We start from the raw sequence: 25,664 nt of genomic DNA, 5'->3' as shown, positions 1-25,664 counted from the left end.
AATGAATAGTTTTGATTACTTTTGACAAAATTTTTTAAGATGCGAACCTTCTTCCTTTTAATTGCTACGTCTCTTTTCTTTTCTTGTGGAAACGATGCTACAAAAGAGTTTACAACAGTAAAAATAGAAACTGTATTTACTGATAGTCTGAGTATTAGAGCTATTGCACCTGTTACTGAAAATATGGTGTGGTTTGCAGCTAATGCTGGTAGAGTAGGGCTTATCGATGGTACAACTCCAAAGTTGGCAACTATAAAATACAATGATTCTTTATTGCATTTTAGAGCTATTGCTACCACTAAAAATTCTGTTTTTGTGTTAAGTGTGGCAAATCCTGGTGTTTTGTATAAAATTGGTTTTGATGGCACTGAAGCTACTCAAATTGAAGAGGTATATGTAGAAGAAGGAGAAGCAGTCTTTTACGACGCTATGGCTTTTTGGAATGAAAAAGAAGGTATTGCCATGGGAGACCCGACGGAGGACTGCCTGTCTGTAATAATGACCAATGATGGAGGAAATACATGGAAAAAATTATCTTGTGATCTACTTCCAAAAACTGAAAAAGGGGAAGCAGCTTTTGCAGCAAGTAATTCTAATATCGCTTTATATAATGACCATGTTTGGATCGTATCCGGAGGGAAAAGGGCACGTGTTTTTCATTCTCCTGATAAAGGAAATACCTGGGAAGTTTTCAGTACTCCAATAATTCAGGGAAAAGCTATGACCGGTATTTACAGTGTAGATTTTTACAATGAATCTGTGGGTGTTATATTTGGTGGTGATTGGGAGCATAAAGACTTTAATGAAGGCAATAAAGCCATTACCAAAGATGGAGGGAAGACCTGGGATTTGTTGAGCAATGGAAAGGGACCGGGATATCGTTCTTCGGTACGATTTGTACCAAACACAAAAGGAAATGGTATTATTGCTGTGGGATCACCGGGAATTTCATATAGTAATGACCAGGGTGAAAGCTGGAAAGAACTTTCGGAAGAAGGCTTTTATGCAATTGAATTTGTGAACGATACACTTGCTTTTGCAAGCGGGCAGCATAAAATATCTAAATTGATATTTAGTGAATAAAAAAGGAGCTTTTATACTCCTTTTTTTGAATTGCCGTTTCTTTTTAAAACGGACAACTTATTAAAAAAACCAACCTCTATCTTTTTCCCCGGTGCTGACGAATTTGCCTAAGCAATTGTCTTTTAAAATCTTCTTCGGCTTTTTTAAGCTTAATGATCTTTTTGGGAGAGATCACATTTCTCAGGTTTTTCATTAAATCTGAATCATATTTTAACTCCTTTGTTCTTATATCTATAAATTTGTCTATAAGTGCATTAGCTTCTTCATCACTTAATAAATCAATACCTCCATTTTTAAAAAGCATATGCATATCATCTCGTCGCATTTTTCTTAGTTTGTCCATCTTTTCTTCATGGGCATTATAGATGGGCCAGAATTTTTCAGCTTCATCAGCAGACAAATTTAGAGCTTCAGTTAAATGAGCTATTTTCAGTGCTTTTATTTTTTCATGTCTGTTTCCTTCCTGTGCAATAACAGTTGCGCCAATAAAAAAGACCAATAGGAGTATTTTTTTCATTTTTATTCTATTAATAATGTTGATTCATCTAAGGTTTCCAACAGATATTCTTCAAGGGCTTCTTCAGAAAAAAGCTGAGATTCTGTATCCATATTCACGATTTCATTTTCTTCTAAAAGTGCAACTATATCGTAAGTATCAATATCTATATTTCCATCGTCTATATATTCTGAAATAGAAGTAATCTCTATATCATCCATACTTCCAATAGGGGAACTATTATTGTTTACAATAGATACAATTAATACTACACTGGCTGCAATTGCTGCTGCATAAGTAATATATTTGGCAGTAAATAATGTCCTTACTTTAGGTTTTTCACCTAAAGCACTTACCTGTTGCATTACGTTTTCTTCCAATTGCTCAAAATAATTATCCGGAACCTTGAAACCGGATTTTCCCGGAAGAGAATCACTATTTAGTTTTGCAAATAAGTGCTCTTCAAAACTTTCGAAATAGTCATTCGGAGTGGTAAAACCATGTTCATATTTTTTTTTATCGTCTTTCATTTCGATCTTTTGACTCTAATTTCTTTAAAAGGTTTCATTTTCTTTTAGATGTGCTGTAATCTTTTTAACTGCTATATGATAACTACTTTTTAAACCACCGATTGAAGTTTCCAGTATCTTTGAAAGATCTTCGTAGGTAATATCATCAAAATATTTCATATTAAAAATTAATTGCTGTTTCCTTGGGAGAGTAGCAATTGCTTTTTGCAACTTTAATTGGATGGTACTTCCCTCAAAATAGACATCACTTTCTAGGCCTGAAATTAAATTTTCTTTTACTTCTTCTGATGAGATATTTGCCCTTTTTGCTTTTTTATTGATAAAAGTAATGGACTCGTTAGTTGCGATGCGGTACATCCAGGTGTACAATTTGCTATCTCCTTTAAACGAATCAATATTTTTGAAAACTTTAATAAAAACATTCTGTAGTACATCATCTGCATCATCATGGTCCAAAACTATTTTACGAACATGCCAATACAAGCGTTCTTTGTAAAGAGATACTAACTCTCTAAAAGCTGTTTCCTTGTGTAGCTGCGATTGTAATGCGCTTACTAAAGATTTTTCTTCAACCACTAAGATTTATTTTCTTTGAAAGTATGACTAATTTAAATTGAAATGGTTTAATGTGAGCTGTATTTTTTCCAATTTAATTTTAAAAAAAGCAACAAAACATCGACGAAATACATTTTTTATTGATTAAGTGTAAAAATAATTTTTTTGTAGGAATTTTTTTACTACTTTTATACCATACTTCTTATGTATATGTTCTTTATTATTAGCCCCAACTGTAATAAGAACGCATTAAACGGACCTAAGCGGGGGCTGGTCCGTTTTTTTTATGCTCTTTTTTTAAAAAGAAATGACATTTAACTTGTAGGAATTTCATTAACATTTGATAATAAAAAATCGATAAAGTGCTAAATTTTTAAGATAAAAGGTAAATTTTATTTGGTCAATTGAAAAGTTAAATATATATTTGAACCATACTTATGTAAAAGAATGTTATCGCGTGCCCCAAATGCGATAACAAAAAAGCAAAAGAGCGGTGCCCCAAATCGCTCTTTTCTTTTTTTATGCCAATGACTGCATTTCTACAAGATTGTAATAAGCACCTTTTTTGTCAAGTAACTCTTTGTGTTTTCCCTGCTCTACGATCTTTCCTTGTGAAAGGACGACAATGGTATCGGCATTCTGAATAGTAGAGAGCCTATGCGCTATAACAATAGAAGTACGATTTTTCATCATATTCTCTAAAGCTTCCTGTACCAACCGCTCGCTTTCGGTATCCAAAGCAGAAGTAGCTTCATCCAAAACCATTATAGGTGGGTTTTTAAGTACTGCACGGGCAATACTCAATCGCTGTTTTTGGCCACCACTGAGTTTATTACCACTATCCCCAATATTAGTATTGATACCTTGTGGCAGGTTCTGGACAAATTCCCATGCATTTGCCACTTTAAGAGCGTCTACGATCTCCTCATCACTTGCAGATTCCTTGGCTACCAATAAATTTCCTTTTACGGTGTCATTAAAGAGAATGGAATCCTGAGTCACCAGGCCAAGTAAATTTCTTAATGAGTGCTGTGTGATCTTTTTAATGTCATGGCCATCAATTGCTATAGAGCCTTTATTTACATCATAAAAACGGGTAATAAGATTGGCAATGGTACTTTTCCCACTTCCGCTTTGTCCTACCAACGCTACAGTATGGCCTTTAGGTACTTTTAATGAAAAATCCTGTAGTACCCACTCATCTTCATATTTAAATGAAATACCATTAATATCAATTTGTTGCTCAAAACCTTGTTTTTCGATAGCATTGGGCGTATCACGAATAGCAGACTCGGTTTCTAAGATTTCTAAAACACGTTCTGCGGCTGCATTTCCTTTTTTTACTCCGTAACTGGCTTTACTAATGGCTTTTGCAGGAGTTAATATTTGATATGCCAGCCCCATATATACTATAAATAATTCAGGCTGAAGTGATTTCTCAACAAGCACCATTTGCCCTCCGTACCATAGTAAAATAGCTATTACAACAATGCCTAAGAACTCACTCATTGGTGAAGCAAGGTTTTGTCTATTTAAAAGTGAATTGGAGAAGCTAAAAAACCGTGAAGTTGATTCTTTAAACCTGTTATTAAATATGTTTTCAGCATTGAACCCTTTTATAATTTTGAGGCCACCTAAGGTCTCTTCTAAGATTGAAAGAAAAAAGCCTTGCTCTTTCTGAACTTTATCACTATGCTTTTTAAGGCTTTTTCCAATTCTGGAAATAATAAAGCCGGATATAGGAATAAAAATAAAGACAAAAATGGTCAGTTTAGCACTTATGATCAACATGGCTATAATTGCAAAAAGGATTGTTAACGGTTCCCGAACGATCAATTCCAAAATAGAAAGAAACGAATGTTGTATTTCCAGCACATCACTCGTAATACGTGCTATGGTATCTCCTTTGCGTTTTTCAGAATAAAAAGAAACCGGAAGGTCTACGGTCTTTTTATATAAATCATTTCGGAGATCTTTTAGCACACCATTGCGTAAGAATGTAATAAAGAACATAGCCAGGTAGCCAAATAAATTTTTAAGCAAGAACATTGCTATCACCAGAATTACCATAAAGATTAGGACATCATCCGTGCCTTCATTTGCTTTTTGAGTAACAAAATAATTAAGGTAATTTTCTATATACTCTTTGGCGTTAGTGATACCATCCCATACAGGTTTTACATCTAAACGCTTTGTATTATCAAATAACACAGACAACATCGGAAATAGCGATATCATTGCCAATGTTCCAAACAGCGCATAAAATATATTTGAAACAATGTTCATCCAGGCATATCCCTTGTAAGGACGTGCGTATTTTAATATTTTTTTGAAGTACTTCACTAGCTAATATTTAAGGATACTAAGATAGCGTCTATCTTTTGCTGAAGTGCTTTTTCATCCTCGAAAGGCAAATGAACACTTATATAAAATTTGATCTTTGGCTCAGTTCCACTGGGCCTGGCTGCAATCTTACTGCCATCTTCAGTGTAATATATAAGTACATTTGATTTTGGAATATCAATTACTTCTGAAGCTCCTGTAACCATATTGTTCGCTATCCCGGTTTGATAGTCTTCTATCCGGATCACTTTACTTCCGGCAATTTCAATAAAGGGATCTGATCGAAATTTCGCCATTATTTCCTGAATTTCTGCAGCTCCTTTTTTTCCTTTTTTTACCAATGAGACCAAATGCTCTTTATAATATCCGGTTTCGCTATAAATCTCCTGTAGGTATTGAAATACCCCGGAACCGGATTGTTTTTTTTGTGCTGCGATCTCGCAAGCCAGTAGAGTAGCTGTTACAGCATCTTTATCACGTACAAAATCTCCAACCATATACCCAAAACTTTCCTCTCCTCCTCCAATAAATTCCTGTTGAGGGAAGTCTTTGACCATTTTAGCGATCCATTTAAATCCGGTTAGCCCTTCTTTGTAATCAACTTTAAATTTTGCTGAGATCTTACGGACCATAGGTGTTGAAACAATAGTACTCGCTACAAACTGATTACCATTCAATTTCCCGGCTTTTTGCCATTGGTCCAATAAAAAATAGGTTTTGATGATCATGGCCTGATTTCCATTTAGAATAGTCATTTTTCCTTGTGTATCTCTTACGGCGATTCCCAAGCGGTCACAATCCGGATCTGTGCCGATTACAATATCTGCATTTTCTTTTTCGGCAATTTCCATTGCCATTTTCAGTGCTTCGGGTTCTTCGGGATTGGGAGATGCTACAGTGGGAAAATTACCATCGGGTGTGGCTTGAGCTTCCACAATGATCACATTTTTATATCCTGCTTTCTCCAATACCTTCGGGATCATGGTAATGGATGTTCCGTGTAAGGAAGTAAAAACGATCTTTAAATTGTTCTTAGCTTCTTGAGTAGTATCAAAACTTCCATTTTGCAAAGAAGCTTCAGCAAAAGCTTCGTCAATTTCGGCATCAATTAATTGTATTAAAGTCTCGTTAGGTTCAAAATTAATATCATTGTAATCCAATGAATTTATTTCAGCAATAATTTCACTATCCTGAGGCGGGACCAGTTGTCCTCCATCTTCCCAATATACTTTATAACCGTTATATTCGGGTGGATTATGCGAAGCGGTCAAAACAATTCCGCATTGACAATTTAAATATTTTACCGCAAAAGAAAGCTCCGGAGTAGGGCGTAGGTCAGAGAACAAATAAACCTTAATTCCGTTTGCAGAGAACACACTGGCGACCACTTTTGCCAAAGATTTACTATTATGGCGACAGTCGTATGCAATCGCTACTCTAATGTCTTGATCCGGGTATTGTTGTTTTAAATAATTGGAAAGTCCCTGGGTATTTTTCCCCAATGTATATTCATTAATACGATTGTCACCAACTCCCATAATACCACGCATTCCGCCGGTTCCAAACTCTAGATTCTTATAGAAACTATCTTCCAGGCCCTCGGGGTCGTAGGCAATCATTTCTTTAATGGTGTGCTGAGTATTTTTGTCAAAAACAGGAGTGAGCCATCGGTTGACGCGCTCTAAAATCTCTGGATCTACGTAAATCATTCTGTGTAATTAGACTGCAAAAATAATGAAACTTAGCGGTTATTGCCTGAAGTTTTGCTCTTCTTTAACGATGTAATTTTTGGCATCCTTTTTTGTTCGTAGCAACAGTTCTCCTAAAAACCCGGCAAGAAATAGCTGTGTACCAAGGATCATTGCTGTAAGGGCTATATAAAATTGGGGTCTTTCGGTAATGAGCCTCCCACTGGGATTAATGAAAAGTTTGTCGATACCCAAATACAATGCGAAACAGAAACCAACAAAGAGGGTAAAGGCTCCCCAGGCACCAAATAAATGCATCGGGCGTTTTGCGAAACGAGAGAGAAACCAAATAGTGATAAGGTCCAGAAAGCCACGGACAAATCGTTCTGCACCGAATTTGGTTGTACCATATTTTCGGGCTTGATGTAATACTACTTTTTCGCCAATAACACTAAAACCGGCATTTTTTGCCAGAACCGGGATGTAACGGTGCATTTCCCCGGTCACCTCAATTGCTTTAATCACATCTTTTTTATAAGCCTTCAGACCACAATTAAAGTCGTGTAATTTTACTCCAGAGGTCTTTCGGGCTGCAAAATTGAACAATTTGGAAGGTAAATTTTTTGAAACCACAGAGTCGTATCGCTTCTTTTTCCATCCGGAGACCAGATCATAATCATTTTCAGAGACCATTTTATAAAGTTCCGGGATTTCTTCGGGATTGTCTTGCAGGTCTGCATCCATAGTAATCACCACATCACCTTCAGCTTTTGCAAATCCAGCATGTAATGCCTGAGATTTTCCAAAATTCTTTAAGAAGCGAATCGCTTTAACTTCGCTGTGTTCTTTGGTAAGTTGTTTAATGATATTCCATGAACCATCTGTACTTCCGTCATCAATAAAGATTAACTCATATAAAAAACCATTGGACTGCATCACCTTTGCAATCCAATGGTATAACTCTTTAATTGATTCTTCTTCGTTGAGAAGCGGAATTACAATAGATAGGTTCATTAATTATGTTTTCTAATAATTTTGTGGTCGGTTTTGTTTCATAATTAAACCGGCAATAAGAGAAATGATAAAGCCAAAAAATAAACTGGCAATTATACCAAAGGCTGTCATAATCCATGGACTCATGAATTTTTCGGTCATACCAATGGCCATTTCCAATTGTTCTTCGGTCATTTGAGGGTTATCTTCGATCATTTTTTCACGTGTTACCTCCAGCATTTGTGTTACAAAATCAGGTTCGATTACAGTTACAAAAAGGAATGTGAATATAGATCCTATGATTCCGGCTATTAAAGATATGGCAAGTCCGGTCTTTAAAGCTTCTCCCAATGTTAAGAATCCATCGCCGTCTTTCTTAAAAGCTTTGAGTCCATATACAATTGCAGTCGTCATAATTACGAAATTAAGCAGAGACTGCCACCAGGGCTGTTCCAGATGCATTCCCATTACATACACTATAACAGATACTACAATGGTCCCCAGCGCTAACATAAGCCCGTAGTTCAGGGCAATTTTTTTAACAGATGCTTTTTTTGTTTCCATGTGATGATGTTTTTTGGTTCGGTTTGTTAGTAAACAAAGATAGCAAAACGTTACATTACCTCCCTTTTTAGTTTTCAAATAAAAAAGTAAACAATTTTGTTGCTCATTTAGTATTATTCCTTAAATTTGCACACTCAAAATTGAGAAGGATTTAAAAGATTATAAAATGAAACAAGGTATCCATCCTGAAAATTATAGATTAGTTGCTTTTAAAGACATGTCTAATGACGATGTATTTTTAACTAAATCTACTGCAGAAACTAAAGAAAATATTGAAGTTGATGGTGTTGAGTATCCTTTAGTGAAGTTAGAAATTTCAAGATCTTCGCACCCATACTATACCGGTAAATCTAAATTGATTGATACTGCCGGACGTATTGATAAATTCAAGAACAAATACTCAAAATTCAAGAAAGAGACAAAAGCTGTCAAAGAAGAAGAATAAGAGTACGTTTACAATATTTTACAAGCCTTCGAGAAATCGAAGGCTTTTTTGTTTAGTTTTGGTATTAAATTCTGATCCTATTTTATGAATTATATTCTTTTCGACGGAAACGTTCGCAATCAATTGCTCCCTTTTACCTTTACTCGCCCTGTAGCAGATCTACGCGTGGGGATTTTAACGATTCGGGAGAAATGGGAAAAACTGTTAGGGTTTGCCACAACAACCGTGACGGAAGATCATTTAGCTGAAAAGTTCCCTATGGTCGAGTTGGAAAAGAATATCCTGATAAATGCTTCTTTTATCCCTTCAGAAAACATGGCAAATCTGATAAAAGAACTTTCTGAAAATCAAGCACTCTTTCTGGAAGACGAACCCATTGCTTTCTTTACAAGCGAAGGACAAGAAGTTGATTTTGATACGTATGAAGTAATTCAGTATTCACAAGATGACGTTTTACGTATTGAACATACATGGGATATCTTTTCGAAGAATCATGAAGCCATTAAACGTGATTTTGAACTCATTACTAAAGGAAGAACTTCCCGGCCTATCCCCGAAATGACTCCTGTTTTCAATAAGGAGAACATCTTTATTGAAGAAGGAGCTAAACTCCCACTATGTTCTTTAAATGCTACCGATGGACCCATTTACATTGGTAAAGATGCTGAGATTATGGAAGGTTGTATGATTCGTGGCCCGTTTGCTTTATGTGAAGGAGCCACTGTTAAAATGAGCGCAAAGATCTATGGAGGAACCACTGTGGGACCTTATAGCAAGGTAGGAGGAGAGGTAAACAATTCGGTGATCTTTGGGTATTCAAACAAAGGGCACGATGGATTTTTAGGTAATTCGGTATTAGGCGAATGGTGCAATCTGGGAGCCGATACCAACAATTCCAATTTAAAGAACAACTATGCCGAAGTTCGTTTGTGGGATTATGAGACAGAAGGTTTTGCCCGTACCGGACTGCAATTTTGTGGCTTAATGATGGGCGATCATAGTAAATGTGGTATCAATACTATGTTCAACACAGGAACGGTGGTTGGAGTGAGCGCGAATATCTTCGGAAGCGGTTTTCCACGTAACTTTATTCCTAGTTTTAGCTGGGGAGGTAGTGCTGGAACAACGACTTACAAAACCAATAAGGCGTTTGAAGTTGCCAAAGTAGTGATGGCAAGACGAGGTATTGAGTTTACCGAAACCGATGCCAAAATATTGGAGCATGTTTTTGAAGAAACAACACAATGGCGTAGAAGTTAAGCAAAGAATAAAAAGTAGACTAAAACAGATATAATTACCAGCATCACACTACCAAAAGTGATAAATACTCTTCGTTGTCTGCGTCGTTCATTTTCTTTTAATTTTTTCTGGAAGACTTTAAATTCATAGGAAGACATTTTTTTATGGTCTTCCAACTTTCCATAAGCTCCATAACTGGAATTTAAATCTTTCTCAAAATACTTATCGCGTTTTGATAATTGATTTTTATTGTTCCGTAAGGATTGAATCATCCCTTGTATACCACCAAAGCTCATAGAAAAGGGTTTCTTTATTTGTCGTATAATTGAATGGAAATGTTACATTGTTATGTCATTTTGAATGTAATGAGAAATCTATTAGAAAGATTCTTCACTTTGCTCAGAATGACATCATTTTTCTTTTTTTACCCTCTTCAAAATCAGGAAATTCTGTGGGTTGATTCCCAAACCGCTTACTTTTTTATTTACAAAGCGCACCGCCATATCATAATAGAGAGGAACCACAGGTGCTTCAGAAATTATGATGGAATCCATTTGGGTATACAACAGTTTACGTTCCTCAACATTAGATACAGAGAGTGCTTTCACATACAAACTATCAAATACCTCATTTTTAAAGTGGGTATAATTAGGTCCGTTGGGAGTAAAGTTGGGACTATAAAAAAGTGAAAGGTAATTTTCGGCATCCGGATAATCAGCAATCCAGCTGGCTCTAAAGATATCCAACTCTCCACTGGATTTCATTTGGCGCAGCGTAGAAGGAGGCATCACATCTACAGTCACTTTAATGCCAATCTTTTCAAGTTCACGTTGAATGTATTCACAAAGATCGAGATACTGGCTATTGGTACCAATGGTAATTTGTGGTTTATCATCAGCAGTTTCAGTTTTGTATTGTGAGAGATATTCACGGGCTTTATCAGGATTATAGGTATACCCTTCAATATTCGTAAAACCGGGAAGTCCCTTTGGGATAAACCCGTGTACAGCCGGAATTCCTACTCCGTTGCGGAGGTAGGTTACCATTTTGTTTCGGTCAAAACCATAATTAACAGCCTTTCGCAGGGCTTGCGATTTAATTTCTGGTGAATTAGCTTCCATAAAGAATCCCAGATATTCTGTATTTAAAAAAGGACCTTTTATAAGATAAAAGTCTTCCTGATAGCTTTCCTGTAGCTCTCCCTTTGTAGTTAAGATCTCATCTTTATAAGAGTTGTCCAGGCTATTTAAAAAGTCTAATTTACCTTGTACAAACTGTAGGAACTCACTTTGCTTATCCGGTAAAAAGGTAATGGCTACCGCTTCCAGGTATGGAAGTTGCTCACCTTTTGCATCTGTTTCAAAATAAAGTGGGTTTTTCCGAAGTACAAGTTTTACATTTTCTTCCCATAGTTTAAACTGAAAAGGACCAGTACCTACCGGATTTCTTCTGAATACATTTCCATAGAATTCCACCGCTTCTTTTGGGACTACAGAACAGTATCGCATGGACAGCAATCCTAAAAAAGCAGGAAAAGGTTTTTTTAACTGAATTACAAATGTAGTGTCATTTTCTGCCCTATAGTAATCCACGGCACTCATAACCCAACTTCCGGGAGAGGCAACTTTTTCGTCTGTAAGGCGGTCAAAGCTGTACACAAAATCGGAAGCCACGACATTTCGCGTCATGTCATTTCCGAAGGCCTTATTTTTATGAAAAGGAACATTGTTCCGTAAATAGAATGTATAGGTATACGTAGAATCATCTACTATCCAATGTTTTGCAATATCCGGCTGAATATTAAGGGAATCGTCCAATTGTACCAGGCCGTTGAACAATTGATTAGCGGGCCATATATTTTGCGGATTCCTGGCAAAAGCCGGGTCCAGAGAGCTAATGTTACCGTGTTCATTGTAGCGAAATACCAGGTGGTCGCGATTAGAATCGGTGTCATTGGTGCATGCAGCAATTAAAATAATAGCATAACCTATTGAAAGTGTATAGGTTAGTTTTTGAAAGAGGTGTATCATTCGTTTTCGGAAACCAGATTTAGTTCGTATTTTTGCGCCCACGTTTGTCAAAAATACAAGAATGAACGCTACAAAAAAAGTCGCATTTTATACCTTAGGTTGTAAGCTCAATTTTAGTGAGACTTCTACGATTGCTCGAAGTTTTTCGGACGAAGGCTTTGACCGTGTGGATTTCTCTGAAAAAGCAGATATCTATGTGATCAATACCTGTAGTGTAACCGAAAATGCAGATAAACGTTTTAAAACCATTGTAAAGCAGGCTCAGAAAGCTAACAATGAGGCATTTGTAATCGCGGTGGGTTGCTATGCTCAACTAAAGCCAAAAGATTTAGCAGCCGTTCATGGTGTTGACCTGGTATTGGGAGCTACCGAAAAATTTAAGATCACAGATTATCTCAATGACCTTTCAAAGAATGATTTTGGTGAGATTCATTCGTGTGAAATTGAAGATGCCGATTTCTATGTAGGTTCCTATTCTATTGGAGACCGTACCCGCGCATTTTTAAAAGTACAAGATGGTTGTGATTACAAATGTACCTATTGTACGATTCCTTTGGCACGCGGAATTTCCCGTAGTGATACCCTTCAAAATGTGTTAAAGAATGCTGAAGAGATTTCTAAACAAGATATTAAGGAAATTGTTTTAACCGGTGTAAATATTGGAGATTACGGTAAAGGAGAATTTGGCAATAAAAAACATGAGCACACTTTTTTAGAATTGGTAAAAGCGTTGGATGAAGTTTCCGGAATAGAGCGCTTACGAATTTCTTCTATCGAACCAAATTTACTGAAAAACGAAACCATTGAATTTGTTTCGCACTCAAAAACATTTGTACCGCATTTCCACATACCGTTACAAAGCGGAAGTAATGACATTCTTAAATTAATGCGCCGTCGATATATGAGTGAATTATATGTTGACCGAGTAGCCAAAATACGCGAAGTATTACCACATGCGTGTATTGGTGTAGATGTGATTGTAGGTTTTCCGGGTGAAACCGAAGAACATTTTTTGAAGACATACCATTTTTTAAATGAATTGGATATCTCTTATCTGCATGTATTTACGTATTCTGAAAGAGATAATACTCCTGCAGCAACAATGGAGGGGGTTGTGCCTAAAAACGTAAGGAATAAAAGAAGCAAAATGTTACGAGGGCTTTCTGTGAAAAAGCGACGCGCATTTTATGAGAGTCAGTTAGGAAGCATCCGAGCCGTATTATTTGAAAGCGAAAATAAGCAGGGTTATATCCATGGTTTTACCGAAAACTATATAAAAGTAAAAGCACCTTGGAACCCGGAGCTAATAAATACATTGCATACTGTAGAACTCACGGAAATAGATGAGGATGGATTGGTGCGTTTTAATTTTGTGGAAGAAAAGGCCTTTGTCTAAATGCTTATTCCAACAGGCAGAAGGTCTTTATAAACTCTCCGGTTCTTACGCATGAAACCTGCAATTTCCGGACTGGTAGGAACAAGGCTGATACCACGACTTTTTACCTCTTCAAAAACAGCTTTTATAAAAATATCACGGAAGCCCTGATCTTCCATATCCTGTGGCATATCATACTTAGTAAGAAATATTTTTCGATCTTGGAGGGCATACTCGATACGTGCCATATTATCGCCCACCTCAAGTTCAAATTGTCTCAAAAATTCGTTGTCGGTTATTTGCACATCTTCAATCATGGGAGTTAATTTTAATTAATTCATAGGGACTTCAATTAACAATACCTTACTATCTTTCTCAGCAGTGACATCAACTTTTTGAGTGTCCCAGATGGCTATAGCATCTCTACTACTAAGTGTTTCATTATCAACAAAAATGGTTCCGTTAATTACAAAAACATAGGCACCGTGATTTTTATTGTGTAAAGTATATGTTGTTTCAGTTTTTTCAGAAAATTCACCAATATTGAAATAGGCTTGTTGATGGATCCATAAATCTCCATTAACAGCTTCAGATTTAGGTTTTACCACTGTGCTAAAACTATTGGGAATCATTAATGGAGCTATTTGTTTTTGATCGTAACGGGGAGATACATTTTCAGTTTCCGGAAGTACCCAAATCTGGAAAAGTTTTACAGGTTTGGTTGTACTTGCATTTGCCTCACTGTGCTCAACACCACTTCCTGCACTCATTACCTGAATGTCTCCGGACCGTATCACGCCTTCGTGTCCTAAAGAATCCTTATGCTTAAGGGCTCCGGATAGAGGGATCGTTACAATTTCCATATTGTCGTGAGGATGTCTTCCAAATCCCATGGCAGGTGCAATATCATCATCATTTAAAACACATAGCACCCCAAATTGCAGTCGGTCCGGATTAAAATAATTTGCAAAACTGAAGGAGTAGTTTGCTTTTAGCCAGCCGTAATCTGCGTTCCCTCTGGTAGCTGCCGGATGTAGTATCTTCTTCATTAATATATCCCCAATTAGAACTAGATAATAGTATCTTTATTTTGTAAATTTACGAATAATCTTTGGGCGAACCTTATTTCTCTTGTTAAAGCCTTATGACTAATAAAAAAACACATGTATATTTTGTTCCGGGAATGGCTGCAGGAGCAGAGATATTTAGAAATATAACCTTACCGGAAGAACGTTATACCATTCATATTTTGCAATGGTTGATACCGGAGAAAAAAGAATCCCTGAGAGCCTATGCAAAGCGAATGGCAACCCTCGTAAAAGAGGAAGATAGTGTTTTAATTGGGGTATCTTTTGGTGGTGTAGTTGTGCAGGAGATGAGTCAATTTTTAAAATTGAAAGAACTCATAATAGTATCCAGTGTTAAGACGATGGATGAGCTGCCAAAGCGTATAAAATTTGCCCGAAAGACATTTTTTTATAAATTAATTCCTACCAGTCTGGTATTAAGTGCCGAGGACCTTACCAAATTTGCAATTGGACCTAAAACCGAAAAAAAGTTAAAGGTTTATCAGGAATATTTAAATGTTAGAGATAAGCAATATTTAGATTGGGCAATAAAGAATATGGTTTGCTGGGATCGAAAAACTCCTGTAAAGGGCGTGGTACACATTCATGGAAGTAAAGATGTTGTATTTCCTATCAAACAAATTGAAAATTGTAAAATTATAAAAGACGGTACCCATATCATGATATTAAATAAAGGAAAGAGGCTTTCTGAAGAAATAATAAAAATAATAGGAAAATAATTTACGTAAGGCTTAACAGATAGCGGCCGTATTTTTTTATCTTTAATGAAAATTTAATGTTATGAGTGTTTTATCAAAAATAGGATTGGTTACGGTACTTATTGGGGTAGGTAGTTTGTGTATAAACGCCGTACAAGAAGCCCCTTCCGATGAAACCATGGAGAAAAAAATAATCAACGATTATAATGTATATGCATTACCATTACCGGAATCTATGGACTTTGCAGGGGAACCCGTTCCGTTGGATAACCCCGATATTAGAGAGCGTATGGACAGGGAACTCCTGGTGAACACATATTGGCAGTCTAACGGGTTGCTCATATTTAAACGTGCACACAAATATTTTCCAATCATAGAACCTTTGCTTGAAAAACATGGATTACCGGATGATTTTAAATACTTGGCAGTTGCAGAAAGTGGATTGCAAAATAATCGTTCTCCGGCCGGAGCTGCAGGTTTTTGGCATTTTCTGAAAGGTACAGGGAGAGAATACGGGCTAGAAATAAATGATTATGTGGATGAGCGCTACAATTTGGAAATGGCAACCCGGGTAGCGGCAGAGTACCTCAAAAGCTCCAAAGAGCGCTTTGGGAGCTGGACATTAGCTGCTGCTGCGTATAATGCAGGAAATGGGGGTGTAAGTAAGCAGATTAAACGCCAAAAAGCGAACAAAAATTATTACAACTTGTTATTGAATGATGAGACCAGTCGTTATGTATTTAGAATTCTGGCCTTTAAAGAAATTTTATCGAATCCTAAGAAATATGGCTTTAATTTTAGGGATAAGGACCTGTACAAGAATATACCTACCTATAAAGTGAAAGTTGATACGGCGGTAACAGATTTTGCCGATTTTGCCAAACACTTTGAAATTAGTTACAAAGTATTAAAAATACATAATCCCTGGTTACGTGATACCTATCTGAAGAATGCTTCCGGTAAAGAATATTTTATTGAAATTCCTGAAAAGGGATATTATACATTGGGGCAATAGCTAACTTGCAATGTAGTGTATTTTAGAAGTTAGGTTCAACTTCTTTATTAATGATTAATAGTTCTTTTTTTAACGCAGAGACACCACTCATAAAGCTTTGGTAGTTCGCATTGAAAGAAGCTGAATAGTCTTGATCATATTGATCAAAATGATTTCTACGCACATCCAGTATTTTTTTATCCTTTTTTATAAGGAACGAAGTAGGGAAGCCTACACTGTGTTTCATGGACCTTATGGCAAAATCATTTCTATTTTCTCTTTCATCTATATAAAGTACATGGATTCTTTTTGAATACTTTTTCTTGAATTTTCTAATTTTCTTTTTAGAACCCCAAAATAGGACAACAAAGTCTATTTCATTGTAGTTATCATCTGCAATCTCATTGAGAGCAGGTATTTCTCCAATACCCGGAACACACCAGGAAGCGTAGGTAATTAAATATATGGGCTTTTCAAATTTATAGAGTTCAATTTTTCTGCCGGAGAACTTTCTAACCTTAAAATTATCAAGGTGTGTACCATTAATTACATTCTGTATAAGAGAATCAAATAAGAATTGCGCACGCTCTTCATCTTTGGTTCTATATGCATGCCTGGATTCTACTCGATATTTCCGGATGTTTTTTCCAACCGCTTGTGAAAATAGATCTTTAGGCTCAGGTTTTTGGGAAAGAGCAGAAAAGCAGGTAACCATGAAGAGAATAAGTAAAAATTTACCCATACGCAGTTTGGTGATTGGTTGGAGTAAAAATAAAAATTTTAGCAGATACGAAGGGGAAAATTCGTAAAAAATTACCTATAATATAATTTTAATTGATTGATTCTGAACAAAATGCTTATCTCATCCGCCCACCACGCCCGGTACGTCCGCCTCCGTACTGTTGTCTGGGCTGTCCGGCACGTTTCATTTGTTCCTTCATCATCTTGATTTGTTCGTCCATCATATTGTGTTTATCGAGCTTCTTGGCTTCGGAAAGTAATATTTCGGCTTCTCTTTTTCGGTTTTTGGTCATTGCGATGCCCGCCAGATTCAATTTTGCCATAGCCATGTCTGCATCCATTGATAAACCAAGGCTTACGGCTTTTTTGAAATATTTTTCGGCTTCGTTGATATTGGTCTGTGAAACCATTAGGCCATTAAGGTAGTTATAATACCCCTGTTGTTTAGTCACCAAAGCTGCTTCAGGGTTACGGATCTTATCCAACCATTTTTTTGCGCCTGGAAAGTCTTGTTTCCGAAGTCTTAAAAACGCCAATAAAATGAGTTCATTCTTAAAATATAGAAAAACAAATATGAGCGATAGCAGGACGTACATGATACCATTCCCAATATTCCCTTCTACAAACTGCCAGACGGCTACTGCCATTACTATTATGGCTAAAACAAGCTTTATATTTTTATTGAACATAACTTCGGTTTTTATAGGGCGTCAAAGGTAGTAAAAACATTCAAAAATATTTTATGTTTAACGTTTGTGAAAGTAAAAAATGATTGTATATTTGCACCCGACTTTCAGAGAAGGTCTAATAAGTATAGTTTTTCAGAAGTTTTAACCTAATTTACAATGAAAAGAACATTTCAGCCATCAAAAAGAAAGAGAAGAAACAAACACGGTTTTAGAGAGCGTATGGCATCTGTAAACGGTAGAAAAGTATTGGCTGCACGTAGAGCGAAAGGCCGAAAGAAACTTTCTGTGTCTTCTGAAACTCGTCACAAAAAATAATGTTGATAAGTTATAAATAAAAAGGTGTTGTTTTAAAAGCAACACCTTTTTTTTATACCCTGTCGTATCGTAATTTTAACGCACTAAAAAAGTAACTGTACAAATGCCAAAAAACTCAAATCTAAAATCCGTTTTAATTATTGGTTCCGGTCCTATTATCATTGGCCAGGCATGTGAATTTGATTATTCCGGGTCGCAATCACTGCGATCGCTCCGTGAAGATGGAATTGAAACTATTCTTATTAATTCTAACCCTGCAACGATTATGACCGACCCTTCTATGGCGGATCACGTCTATTTGTTGCCACTTACCACAAAATCGATCATAAAAATATTGAAAGAGCATCCACAAATTGATGCTGTTCTGCCTACAATGGGAGGCCAGACCGCATTGAACCTTTGTATTGAAGCTGATGAAAAGGGTATTTGGAATGATTTTGATGTAGAAATTATTGGAGTTGATATTGCAGCGATAAACATTACCGAAGACCGCGACCAGTTTAAAGGTCTAATGACAAAAATTGGCATACCGGTAGCCCCTGCTAAAATTGCAAACTCTTATTTAACAGGAAAAGAAATAGCACAGGAATTTGGTTTTCCTTTAGTGATCCGGCCATCTTTCACACTAGGAGGAACCGGTGCTTCTTTTGTTCATACAGAAGGAGAATTCGATGAATTATTAACCCGGGGACTTGAAGCATCTCCCATACATGAAGTTTTAATTGACAAAGCATTACTTGGATGGAAGGAATATGAATTAGAACTTCTTCGGGATAGCAATGATAACGTCGTAATTATTTGTGCCATAGAAAATATGGATCCAATGGGAATCCATACAGGGGATTCTATTACAGTTGCACCTGCGATGACACTTAGTGATACCTGCTACCAGAGAATGCGTGACCTGGCTATTAAAATGATGCGAAGTATTGGAGACTTTGCCGGGGGATGTAATGTGCAATTTGCTGTAAGTCCGGATGAAAAGGAAGATATAATTGCTATTGAAATTAACCCGCGTGTGTCACGTTCTTCCGCACTGGCTTCAAAAGCAACAGGTTATCCTATTGCAAAAATAGCTACCAAGTTGGCAATAGGCTACCATTTGGATGAATTGGACAACCAAATAACAAAATCAACTTCAGCACTATTTGAACCTACACTGGATTATGTAATTGTAAAGATTCCACGATGGAATTTTGATAAGTTCGAGGGTTCAGAACGAACGTTAGGCCTCCAAATGAAGTCAGTAGGAGAAGTAATGGGAATAGGACGTTCGTTCCAGGAAGCACTACATAAGGCTACGCAATCGCTGGAAATTAAACGAAACGGGCTTGGAGCCGATGGGAAAAGTTATACAGATTATGAACAGATTCTTAGCAAACTGAAATATGCAAGTTGGGATCGTGTGTTTGTTATCTATGATGCAATTCAAATGGGGATTCCACTAAGCCGGATCCATGAAATCACAAAAATAGATATGTGGTTTCTTAGGCAATATGAAGAGCTTTATATGCTCGAACGGGAAATTTCCCAATACACACTTGATACAATTCCCCGGGAATTATTATTGGAAGCAAAACAAAAAGGATATGGGGACCGTCAAATCGCCCATATGCTCAAGTGTCTGGAAAGTCAGGTCTATAAGAAACGGGAAGAAATGCATATTCAGCGTGTCTATAAGTTAGTGGATACTTGTGCTGCGGAATTTAAGGCTGAAACACCTTACTATTATTCGACCTTTGAAAATGAAATGGAAACTGCAAACGGTACACCTTATTCTGAAAATGATAGCTTAGTGACTGATAAGAAGAAGATTATTGTTCTAGGGTCAGGTCCTAACCGGATCGGGCAGGGGATCGAATTTGATTACTGCTGTGTTCACGGTGTACTGGCAGCAAACGAAGTTGGTTATGAAACCATTATGATCAACTGCAACCCGGAAACCGTTTCCACAGATTTTGACGTTGCTGACAAATTATATTTTGAACCTGTATTCTGGGAACATATTTACGATATTATTCGTCATGAAAAGCCCGAAGGCGTTATTGTTCAGCTGGGAGGGCAAACAGCTCTAAAACTTGCTGAGAAGCTAGACCGTTACGGAATTAAAGTATTAGGCACCAGTTATCAATCACTTGATCTGGCAGAGGATCGCGGAAGTTTTTCTGCATTACTGAAAGACAATGATATCCCTTACCCTGAATTTGGAGTTGCAGAAACCACCGAAGAAGCTTTGGCATTGGCAGATCAGTTGGATTTTCCATTGTTAATTAGACCTTCTTATGTTCTGGGAGGTCAGGGAATGAAAATTGTCATTAATAAGAAAGAACTGGAAGAACATGTAGTGGATCTGCTTCGTAAAATCCCTAATAATAAATTACTGCTGGATCATTATTTGGATGGAGCTATTGAAGCTGAAGCCGATGCAATTTGTGATGGCGAAAATGTCTACATTATAGGTATTATGGAGCATATTGAACCTTGTGGGATACATTCCGGAGATTCAAATGCTACTTTACCGCCTTTTAACCTGGGAGAGTTTATAATGCAACAAATTAAGGACCATACCGTGAAGATTGCAAGGGCATTGAAGACCGTAGGGCTTATCAATATTCAGTTTGCCATAAAAGATGATATGGTATATATCATAGAAGCTAACCCCAGAGCTTCTCGTACGGTACCTTTTATTTCCAAAGCGTATAAAGAACCCTACGTAAATTATGCAACCAAAGTAATGTTGGGACATAATAAAGTAACCGATTTCAACTTTAATCCACAATTGGAAGGATATGCCATTAAGCAACCAGTATTTAGCTTTAACAAATTCCCTAATGTGAATAAACAATTAGGACCCGAAATGAAAAGTACCGGTGAAAGCATTTTGTTTATAGACAGCCTTAAAGATGATGAGTTTTACGATTTATATTCACGAAGAAAAATGTATTTAAGTAAATAATATTTCTATATTTACGATGAAACACATTTTTCCTGAATGAATCGATTACTCCTGGTATTTTTCGTAGGACTTATTAGTTTTTCTGCCATTGCTCAAAGAAAGTCCGACCCGACTCCCGAAAATATTGAGCATGCTAAAAATTTAAAGAAGAGCTATGAAGAAGAAGATATAGTAGCACTTTCAAAAAAAGTAACTATTTCATTCAACCGAAACAAGCGAGAAGGTTTTGTAGAAACCGTCAAGCAACAAAACATAGCACTTCTTAATATTAGTTCAAATTCAAGGTTACAATATCCGGTATATTATGATTCTGAATCTGAAGTAGAAGTGTTTCGTTTAAAAGACCACCGGGGACGTGATTTAACAGGAGGCTCTTCCAGAATTTATGATGAACATTTACAGAGTCAGGACCTTTTTCATACAGACTATCGTGTGAAATTTGCGAATCTTACTTTTCCCTTATTGGGCTATAAGGTAGAAGTAATCACCGAAAAGAAATATAAGGATGTAAAGTATTTTACAAATGAATATTTTACAGATCAATTCAGGATATTGGAGGGTAAGCTTATTATAAATGTTCCAAACTGGTTAGATCTGGAGATTAAGGAATTTAATTTTGACGGCTATGATATTAAAAAATCGGTAACAAAAGAAAAAGATAAAAAAACGATCACCTACGAGTTTAATGATATTGCCTCACAGTCTAATGAAAGTAATACTCCCGGACCTTCGTATACATACCCTCATGTTCTCTTTATTGCAAAATCTTATCATGATGGAAATACCACAAAAACACTTTTCAGTAAAGTAGATGACTTATATGGATGGTACAATAGTTTGGTTAAGAGTGTCGAAATAGACGCTTCTGTATATGCACCTAAAGTAAAAGAGCTTATTGAAGGAACAACCACAGACGAAGAAAAAATAAAAAATATTTTTTATTGGGTGCAGGATAACATCCGGTACATTGCTTTTGAAGATGGAATAGCAGGATTTAAACCGGATAGCCCACAAAATGTGTTTACCAAACGTTACGGAGACTGCAAAGGAATGGCAATCTTGACCAAGTCTATGTTGGAAGAGGCAGGTTTCGATTCACGCTTGGTATGGATAGGAACGGACCGTTTGGCGTATGATTATTCTATTCCTTCCTTATCTGTTGATAACCATATGATCTGTTCAGTAATCTTGAATGGAGAATCTATCTTTTTAGACGGAACCGAAAAATATAACCGATTTGGGGAGTATGCTACCCGAATTCAGGACAAACAGGCCTTGTTGCAGGATAAAGATGGATTTAAAATATTGACTGTTCCCGCTGCAAAAGGGGATGCTAATATTGACAAAACGAGTTACGATCTTAAAATTGAAGACGAAACAATGGTTGGGACTGCTAACAGGCATTATGGAGGTGAGTCCCGCGTTGCGTTTCAGAATGCATTTACCAGTTTTGGAAAGGATAATCAAGTTGAAGTACTTTCAAACTATTTAGCTTCGGGGAATTCAAACTATAATGTAACAGAAATTATTCCTTTTGATGAAGAAAACAGAGATCATGACTTAACTGTTTCGTATGATGTTGCTATTGAAAATGCAGTTTCAAGTTTTGACGGAGACCTATATATAGATATTGACCCGGTGAAGACAGCTTCCGGTTGGATCTTTGAAGAGCGAAAATCGGATTATATGTTTCAGATCAAAGAGAGGATCATAACTGAAGTAAAGTTAAAGATCCCTGAAGGATATAGTGTTGAAATGCCAGAGAATATATCAGTAAATAACGACCTGATTGATATTACTGTGAGTTATCAGCAAAGTGGAACTACAATTGCATATAAAAAAGATATCAATTTCAAAAAGAGGTTGATCAAAAAAGAAGATTTTAATGTATGGAACGTAGGTTTTGAAGCATTAAAAGAAAATTTGAATCAGCAAATTACACTTACAAAAGATTAATATAGAAAACCATCACCGCATTATGATAAAACATTACCTCGCTCTGCTTTTCATTATATGCATTGTTACTTCAATTACAGCACAGTCTAAGAAAGAAATTGAACTTCGAAATCAGTTTTGGGAGTCACAGGATCCAAAGAAGAATGTTGTTGCTATTCCTGAAAAATGGAAGAATGAAAGTGCAGTTATTCTTTATAGAGAAGAGAACTTTGAGTATACCAATAATGGTAAAAAAATGTATAACCCATCCTATTTCCATCAGCGTGTCAAGCTACATGATAAGGCTTCTGTTGATAATTTTTCTGAATTTTCTTTTGAAAAAAACAAGCAGGTAGGGGCAGGGTTCATCAATTTTTACCAGGAAGAAACCATTATTGGGATTAAGGTTATTAAACCCAATGGAGAGGAAGTCATTCTCGATATAGATGCGGAAACAGTTACTCAAGATGAAGAAAATAAGGTGGCGATCCCCAATCTTGAAGTAGGTGATATTATAGATATATTTATCTATGAAGATGATTATCTGCGTAGTTTTTCAGGAACACATATTTATGAACCTGAAGAAAAAATACTGAGCACCAAATACCCTATTTTATACAGGAAGTTGGACGTTACTGTAGAAAATGATTATTTTTTGAATATGGAGTCATATAACGGTGCTCCACAGATCAAAGAAATAGAAACCGGTAAAAAATCTACGCGGCGTTTCAGTCTGGAAGCTTCGGATATTGAAAAAAGTGATTTTCCAAGATGGTTTTATCCACTAACCGAATTACCGGCATTGAAATTTCAGGTGACCTTTGCTTTAAAAGCCAAAAATGAAGCAGCTGCCAGTGTATTTCTTTCAGAAAATGATGCCGAAAGAAAGACAGGTGTCACTAAAGAAGAAATTATTGAGTATTACGGAGAACGTTTTGATATAGATAGTAAGAGTACTGTAAAAGATGTAATACGCTATTTGGAAGAAAAAGGGATAACAAATAAGCGTGAACAAATGGTCCAGGGACTCTATTACATTCGCCATATGAGTTTAAATCGTTTTATTGAGCTGTATTTGGCACGTGACAACCAAATACGTTATTATGCTGTACCCTGTGATATAGACTATGTTGTATTAAGTGAAGGCAGATTTGTAAACTATATGGCTGGTTTGGCAAAACAATTGGGTATTGATTATGATGTCATTGTTGCAACGGCAGATTATAATGGCCCTATTGAGGATCTGTTGTTACGTTCCAATGTATCCTATGGCCTACGCTTTAACTTTGCAGACCCATTGTACTTTTTTAACATTTCGCCTCATGTACAGGCAGACTTTTTTCCAGAAAATTTAGAAGGGACAAAAGTGTATAAAATGAGTGTTGAAAAAAATAGAAAACTGGACGAAGTTACTTTTGATCTATTGCCTGTAACTTCTACTGAAGAAAATAAATCTGTTGAGAAAATCAATATCGAATTTCAGAATGATTTTAAAACACTTAGTATTCGTAGAAACTTGAAATATACAGGGCATTTTAAGACAAAAGAACTTGCAAGACGGCTCTTTTTTGGAGATTTTCTTGATGAAGAATTTGAGCATTACAATACCAAACATTTTTATAATTGCCGTAAGCGACAAGGAAAAAGTGATGTCAGTGCACAGCAAAAAATGGAAGCTTTAATGGTTAGCTATAAAGAAGAAAAAGAGAAAGATCTCGAGAAAGTTGTCAGTTCTAATTTTGAAGTTAACATTAAAGATTATACATATACTGTTGAAAATTCTGCACGATACTCAAACGAAGCATTATCGATAAATGATAACTTCACTATACAAGATGAATTTGTTAAAAAGGCAGGCGCTAATTTTTTAATAGAAGTTGGAAAGTTTATTGGTGGACAAATCCAAATAGAAGATGATGAAGAGGATAGGGATCTGGGTGTTTATTTAAATTACGCCAAAACCTTTGAATACGAAGTTGAAATTGCAATCCCCGAAGGCTATGAGGTGGTAGGCTTGGACAAACTTCAAAGAAATGAATCCAATAGCACAGGTTCGTTCATAAGCAATGTTAAAATTGAAAATGGAGTTCTAAAGTATACTACCAAGAAAGTATATGCCAAAAGAACCTATACGGCTTCAGAATGGTCGCAAATGCTACCTTGGCTAAGAGCTGCTTATGATTTTAGCCAGGAAAAAGTAATGTTTAAAAAGACATAAAAAATCTTAGTATACTAAATAAGTAGGGTAAAAAAGGTTTTCAGTTGTTTTATATAAAAGTTCCTATTGGAATTTAAAATGTTTAATAATTTAAAAACAACGTTATGAAAAAATTTACTCTTTTTATTTTTGCACTTTCAGTATCAGTTGCTTCTGCACAACAAACTTTTGACCTTGATTGGACAATAGGGGTTAACGGAGCTGCTGCAAGTTTTACAATTGAAGTTGGAGATACCATGCATTGGACATGGGGAGATGCTTTACCACATAGTGTTACCAATCAAGGTGGAAGTCAGGAAACATTTGATAGTGGTATTCTTACCGGATTGGGAACAGAATTCTCTTATACGTTTACTATGGAAGGGACTAACCCATACCAGTGCGATGTACATGCGGGAACTATGTTTGGAACGATTACAGTAATTCCTGTGCTTTCTGTAGAAGATAAGTTTGCCAAAAATGTTCAGATCTTCCCAAATCCGGTGGAAGACCAACTTACCATTGCTTCATTGTATCAACTCGATACGTTTAAGATCTACGATGTTTCGGGAAGAAAAGTAGGAGAAGGAGCCGGAACAGGAACGTATACTCAATTGCAAATGTCTTACCTGAAAACAGGAATGTATTTTGTAACGGTTACTTCAGGAGATTTAGAAACAACCCTTCAATTAATAAAAAGATAAATTTAA

Annotated in this window: 24 protein-coding genes; 11 read left to right on the top strand and 13 right to left on the bottom strand. The window is 36.3% G+C overall.

All coding sequences use genetic code 11. From position 1 onward, the window contains the following. Nucleotides 1–39 precede the first annotated feature (39 nt). Entirely contained in the window at nucleotides 40–1,083 is a 1,044-nt protein-coding gene (locus tag ACY2RT_RS02205) for a WD40/YVTN/BNR-like repeat-containing protein (RefSeq protein ID WP_490154236.1), read from the top strand. A gap of 76 nt (nucleotides 1,084–1,159) precedes the next feature. On the opposite strand, the gene ACY2RT_RS02200 is transcribed toward ACY2RT_RS02205, so the two are convergent. The 7 genes from ACY2RT_RS02200 to ACY2RT_RS02170 all read right to left on the bottom strand — a co-directional run bounded on the left by ACY2RT_RS02200 (nucleotide 1,160) and on the right by ACY2RT_RS02170 (nucleotide 8,252). Continuing rightward, complete coding sequence (locus ACY2RT_RS02200) at nucleotides 1,160–1,600, bottom strand: sensor of ECF-type sigma factor (protein ID WP_490154235.1); 441 nt, start codon at nucleotides 1,598–1,600, stop codon at nucleotides 1,160–1,162. Nucleotides 1,601–1,602: 2 nt separating this feature from the next. Further along, nucleotides 1,603–2,109 (bottom strand): hypothetical protein, encoded by a 507-nt coding sequence (locus tag ACY2RT_RS02195; protein WP_490154234.1) that lies wholly within the window; start codon nucleotides 2,107–2,109, stop codon nucleotides 1,603–1,605. Nucleotides 2,110–2,133: 24 nt separating this feature from the next. Continuing rightward, complete coding sequence (locus ACY2RT_RS02190; protein WP_490154233.1) at nucleotides 2,134–2,685, bottom strand: RNA polymerase sigma factor; 552 nt, start codon at nucleotides 2,683–2,685, stop codon at nucleotides 2,134–2,136. A 498-nt stretch (nucleotides 2,686–3,183) separates the two neighbouring features. Further along, nucleotides 3,184–5,007 carry an ABC transporter ATP-binding protein gene (locus tag ACY2RT_RS02185; protein ID WP_490154232.1) on the bottom strand — a complete coding sequence of 608 codons (1,824 nt, stop codon included), beginning with the start codon at nucleotides 5,005–5,007 and terminating at the stop codon, nucleotides 3,184–3,186. Next, on the bottom strand, nucleotides 5,007–6,716 hold the full coding sequence (locus ACY2RT_RS02180) for a phospho-sugar mutase (RefSeq protein WP_490154231.1): 1,710 nt from the start codon (nucleotides 6,714–6,716) through the stop codon (nucleotides 5,007–5,009). Before ACY2RT_RS02180 ends, ACY2RT_RS02185 begins: the two co-directional genes overlap by 1 nt. A gap of 39 nt (nucleotides 6,717–6,755) precedes the next feature. Beyond that, nucleotides 6,756–7,709 (bottom strand): glycosyltransferase family 2 protein, encoded by a 954-nt coding sequence (locus ACY2RT_RS02175; RefSeq protein ID WP_490154230.1) that lies wholly within the window; start codon nucleotides 7,707–7,709, stop codon nucleotides 6,756–6,758. A 12-nt stretch (nucleotides 7,710–7,721) separates the two neighbouring features. Next, nucleotides 7,722–8,252, bottom strand: coding sequence for a DUF4199 domain-containing protein (locus tag ACY2RT_RS02170; protein WP_490154229.1), 531 nt, complete (start codon nucleotides 8,250–8,252; stop codon nucleotides 7,722–7,724). Between the two features lie 166 nt (nucleotides 8,253–8,418). Here ACY2RT_RS02170 and ACY2RT_RS02165 point away from each other — a divergent pair, with 166 nt between their 5' ends. Further along, nucleotides 8,419–8,697, top strand: coding sequence for a type B 50S ribosomal protein L31 (locus ACY2RT_RS02165; protein ID WP_490154228.1), 279 nt, complete (start codon nucleotides 8,419–8,421; stop codon nucleotides 8,695–8,697). A gap of 84 nt (nucleotides 8,698–8,781) precedes the next feature. Beyond that, nucleotides 8,782–9,957, top strand: coding sequence for a GlmU family protein (locus ACY2RT_RS02160; RefSeq protein WP_490154227.1), 1,176 nt, complete (start codon nucleotides 8,782–8,784; stop codon nucleotides 9,955–9,957). Here ACY2RT_RS02160 and ACY2RT_RS02155 read toward each other — a convergent pair. Continuing rightward, entirely contained in the window at nucleotides 9,954–10,232 is a 279-nt protein-coding gene (locus tag ACY2RT_RS02155; RefSeq protein ID WP_490154226.1) for a hypothetical protein, read from the bottom strand. The two genes, ACY2RT_RS02160 and ACY2RT_RS02155, sit on opposite strands and share 4 nt — an antisense overlap. A gap of 114 nt (nucleotides 10,233–10,346) precedes the next feature. Beyond that, nucleotides 10,347–11,966: an ABC transporter substrate-binding protein gene (locus ACY2RT_RS02150; RefSeq protein WP_490154225.1), complete on the bottom strand. Its 1,620-nt coding sequence runs from the start codon at nucleotides 11,964–11,966 to the stop codon at nucleotides 10,347–10,349. A 61-nt stretch (nucleotides 11,967–12,027) separates the two neighbouring features. Here ACY2RT_RS02150 and mtaB point away from each other — a divergent pair, with 61 nt between their 5' ends. Next, nucleotides 12,028–13,362: a tRNA (N(6)-L-threonylcarbamoyladenosine(37)-C(2))-methylthiotransferase MtaB gene (gene mtaB / locus ACY2RT_RS02145; protein WP_490154224.1), complete on the top strand. Its 1,335-nt coding sequence runs from the start codon at nucleotides 12,028–12,030 to the stop codon at nucleotides 13,360–13,362. Here the strand turns inward: mtaB and ACY2RT_RS02140 are convergent. Together ACY2RT_RS02140 and ACY2RT_RS02135 are read right to left on the bottom strand one after the other, a co-directional pair. Next, nucleotides 13,359–13,658 (bottom strand): GNAT family N-acetyltransferase, encoded by a 300-nt coding sequence (locus ACY2RT_RS02140; RefSeq protein ID WP_490154223.1) that lies wholly within the window; start codon nucleotides 13,656–13,658, stop codon nucleotides 13,359–13,361. The genes mtaB and ACY2RT_RS02140 overlap by 4 nt on opposite strands. A 15-nt stretch (nucleotides 13,659–13,673) precedes the next feature. Beyond that, nucleotides 13,674–14,390 (bottom strand): pirin family protein, encoded by a 717-nt coding sequence (locus ACY2RT_RS02135; RefSeq protein WP_490154222.1) that lies wholly within the window; start codon nucleotides 14,388–14,390, stop codon nucleotides 13,674–13,676. 95 nt (nucleotides 14,391–14,485) lie between these two features. Between ACY2RT_RS02135 and ACY2RT_RS02130 the strand changes: the two genes are divergently transcribed. After that, nucleotides 14,486–15,148 (top strand): alpha/beta fold hydrolase, encoded by a 663-nt coding sequence (locus ACY2RT_RS02130; protein WP_490154221.1) that lies wholly within the window; start codon nucleotides 14,486–14,488, stop codon nucleotides 15,146–15,148. Nucleotides 15,149–15,209: 61 nt separating this feature from the next. Further along, on the top strand, nucleotides 15,210–16,142 hold the full coding sequence (locus ACY2RT_RS02125; protein ID WP_490154220.1) for a lytic transglycosylase domain-containing protein: 933 nt from the start codon (nucleotides 15,210–15,212) through the stop codon (nucleotides 16,140–16,142). A gap of 22 nt (nucleotides 16,143–16,164) precedes the next feature. On the opposite strand, the gene ACY2RT_RS02120 is transcribed toward ACY2RT_RS02125, so the two are convergent. Next, nucleotides 16,165–16,863: a TlpA family protein disulfide reductase gene (locus ACY2RT_RS02120; protein ID WP_490154219.1), complete on the bottom strand. Its 699-nt coding sequence runs from the start codon at nucleotides 16,861–16,863 to the stop codon at nucleotides 16,165–16,167. A 115-nt stretch (nucleotides 16,864–16,978) separates the two neighbouring features. Next, entirely contained in the window at nucleotides 16,979–17,551 is a 573-nt protein-coding gene (locus tag ACY2RT_RS02115) for a DUF2892 domain-containing protein (RefSeq protein WP_490154218.1), read from the bottom strand. Nucleotides 17,552–17,707: 156 nt separating this feature from the next. Here ACY2RT_RS02115 and rpmH point away from each other — a divergent pair, with 156 nt between their 5' ends. From rpmH to ACY2RT_RS02090, 5 genes are all read left to right on the top strand, one after another. Beyond that, the gene (gene rpmH, locus ACY2RT_RS02110) at nucleotides 17,708–17,866 is read left to right on the top strand and encodes a 50S ribosomal protein L34 (RefSeq protein ID WP_114492135.1); all 159 of its coding nucleotides are present in this window, start codon (nucleotides 17,708–17,710) and stop codon (nucleotides 17,864–17,866) included. A gap of 103 nt (nucleotides 17,867–17,969) precedes the next feature. Beyond that, a complete protein-coding gene (gene carB / locus ACY2RT_RS02105) occupies nucleotides 17,970–20,822 on the top strand; it encodes a carbamoyl-phosphate synthase large subunit (RefSeq protein ID WP_490154217.1) in 2,853 nt (950 codons plus the stop codon). Between the two features lie 36 nt (nucleotides 20,823–20,858). Further along, complete coding sequence (locus tag ACY2RT_RS02100) at nucleotides 20,859–22,778, top strand: transglutaminase-like domain-containing protein (protein WP_490154216.1); 1,920 nt, start codon at nucleotides 20,859–20,861, stop codon at nucleotides 22,776–22,778. Between the two features lie 22 nt (nucleotides 22,779–22,800). Beyond that, complete coding sequence (locus tag ACY2RT_RS02095) at nucleotides 22,801–24,975, top strand: DUF3858 domain-containing protein (RefSeq protein WP_490154215.1); 2,175 nt, start codon at nucleotides 22,801–22,803, stop codon at nucleotides 24,973–24,975. A 104-nt stretch (nucleotides 24,976–25,079) separates the two neighbouring features. Then, nucleotides 25,080–25,658 carry a T9SS type A sorting domain-containing protein gene (locus ACY2RT_RS02090; RefSeq protein WP_490154214.1) on the top strand — a complete coding sequence of 193 codons (579 nt, stop codon included), beginning with the start codon at nucleotides 25,080–25,082 and terminating at the stop codon, nucleotides 25,656–25,658. Nucleotides 25,659–25,664: the final 6 nt, after the last annotated feature.

The organism is Ulvibacter sp. 2210JD10-4, assembly GCF_058148525.1.
The sequence above is the reverse complement of the archived record's forward strand: the minus strand, read 5'-3'. Positions and strand labels throughout refer to the sequence as shown.

What these genes read in the sequence shown, in the direction of transcription:
- ACY2RT_RS02205 (WP_490154236.1), top strand. Translation starts at nt 40, where the DNA reads ATGCGAACCTTCTTCCTTTTAATTGCTACGTCTCTTTTCTTTTCTTGT.
- ACY2RT_RS02200 (WP_490154235.1), bottom strand. Translation starts at nt 1,600, where the DNA reads ATGAAAAAAATACTCCTATTGGTCTTTTTTATTGGCGCAACTGTTATT.
- ACY2RT_RS02195 (WP_490154234.1), bottom strand. Translation starts at nt 2,109, where the DNA reads ATGAAAGACGATAAAAAAAAATATGAACATGGTTTTACCACTCCGAAT.
- ACY2RT_RS02180 (WP_490154231.1), bottom strand. Translation starts at nt 6,716, where the DNA reads ATGATTTACGTAGATCCAGAGATTTTAGAGCGCGTCAACCGATGGCTC.
- ACY2RT_RS02175 (WP_490154230.1), bottom strand. Translation starts at nt 7,709, where the DNA reads ATGAACCTATCTATTGTAATTCCGCTTCTCAACGAAGAAGAATCAATT.
- ACY2RT_RS02170 (WP_490154229.1), bottom strand. Translation starts at nt 8,252, where the DNA reads ATGGAAACAAAAAAAGCATCTGTTAAAAAAATTGCCCTGAACTACGGG.
- ACY2RT_RS02165 (WP_490154228.1), top strand. Translation starts at nt 8,419, where the DNA reads ATGAAACAAGGTATCCATCCTGAAAATTATAGATTAGTTGCTTTTAAA.
- ACY2RT_RS02160 (WP_490154227.1), top strand. Translation starts at nt 8,782, where the DNA reads ATGAATTATATTCTTTTCGACGGAAACGTTCGCAATCAATTGCTCCCT.
- ACY2RT_RS02155 (WP_490154226.1), bottom strand. Translation starts at nt 10,232, where the DNA reads ATGAGCTTTGGTGGTATACAAGGGATGATTCAATCCTTACGGAACAAT.
- ACY2RT_RS02150 (WP_490154225.1), bottom strand. Translation starts at nt 11,966, where the DNA reads ATGATACACCTCTTTCAAAAACTAACCTATACACTTTCAATAGGTTAT.
- mtaB (WP_490154224.1), top strand. Translation starts at nt 12,028, where the DNA reads ATGAACGCTACAAAAAAAGTCGCATTTTATACCTTAGGTTGTAAGCTC.
- ACY2RT_RS02140 (WP_490154223.1), bottom strand. Translation starts at nt 13,658, where the DNA reads ATGATTGAAGATGTGCAAATAACCGACAACGAATTTTTGAGACAATTT.
- ACY2RT_RS02135 (WP_490154222.1), bottom strand. Translation starts at nt 14,390, where the DNA reads ATGAAGAAGATACTACATCCGGCAGCTACCAGAGGGAACGCAGATTAC.
- ACY2RT_RS02130 (WP_490154221.1), top strand. Translation starts at nt 14,486, where the DNA reads ATGACTAATAAAAAAACACATGTATATTTTGTTCCGGGAATGGCTGCA.
- ACY2RT_RS02125 (WP_490154220.1), top strand. Translation starts at nt 15,210, where the DNA reads ATGAGTGTTTTATCAAAAATAGGATTGGTTACGGTACTTATTGGGGTA.
- ACY2RT_RS02120 (WP_490154219.1), bottom strand. Translation starts at nt 16,863, where the DNA reads ATGGGTAAATTTTTACTTATTCTCTTCATGGTTACCTGCTTTTCTGCT.
- ACY2RT_RS02115 (WP_490154218.1), bottom strand. Translation starts at nt 17,551, where the DNA reads ATGTTCAATAAAAATATAAAGCTTGTTTTAGCCATAATAGTAATGGCA.
- rpmH (WP_114492135.1), top strand. Translation starts at nt 17,708, where the DNA reads ATGAAAAGAACATTTCAGCCATCAAAAAGAAAGAGAAGAAACAAACAC.
- carB (WP_490154217.1), top strand. Translation starts at nt 17,970, where the DNA reads ATGCCAAAAAACTCAAATCTAAAATCCGTTTTAATTATTGGTTCCGGT.
- ACY2RT_RS02100 (WP_490154216.1), top strand. Translation starts at nt 20,859, where the DNA reads ATGAATCGATTACTCCTGGTATTTTTCGTAGGACTTATTAGTTTTTCT.
- ACY2RT_RS02095 (WP_490154215.1), top strand. Translation starts at nt 22,801, where the DNA reads ATGATAAAACATTACCTCGCTCTGCTTTTCATTATATGCATTGTTACT.
- ACY2RT_RS02090 (WP_490154214.1), top strand. Translation starts at nt 25,080, where the DNA reads ATGAAAAAATTTACTCTTTTTATTTTTGCACTTTCAGTATCAGTTGCT.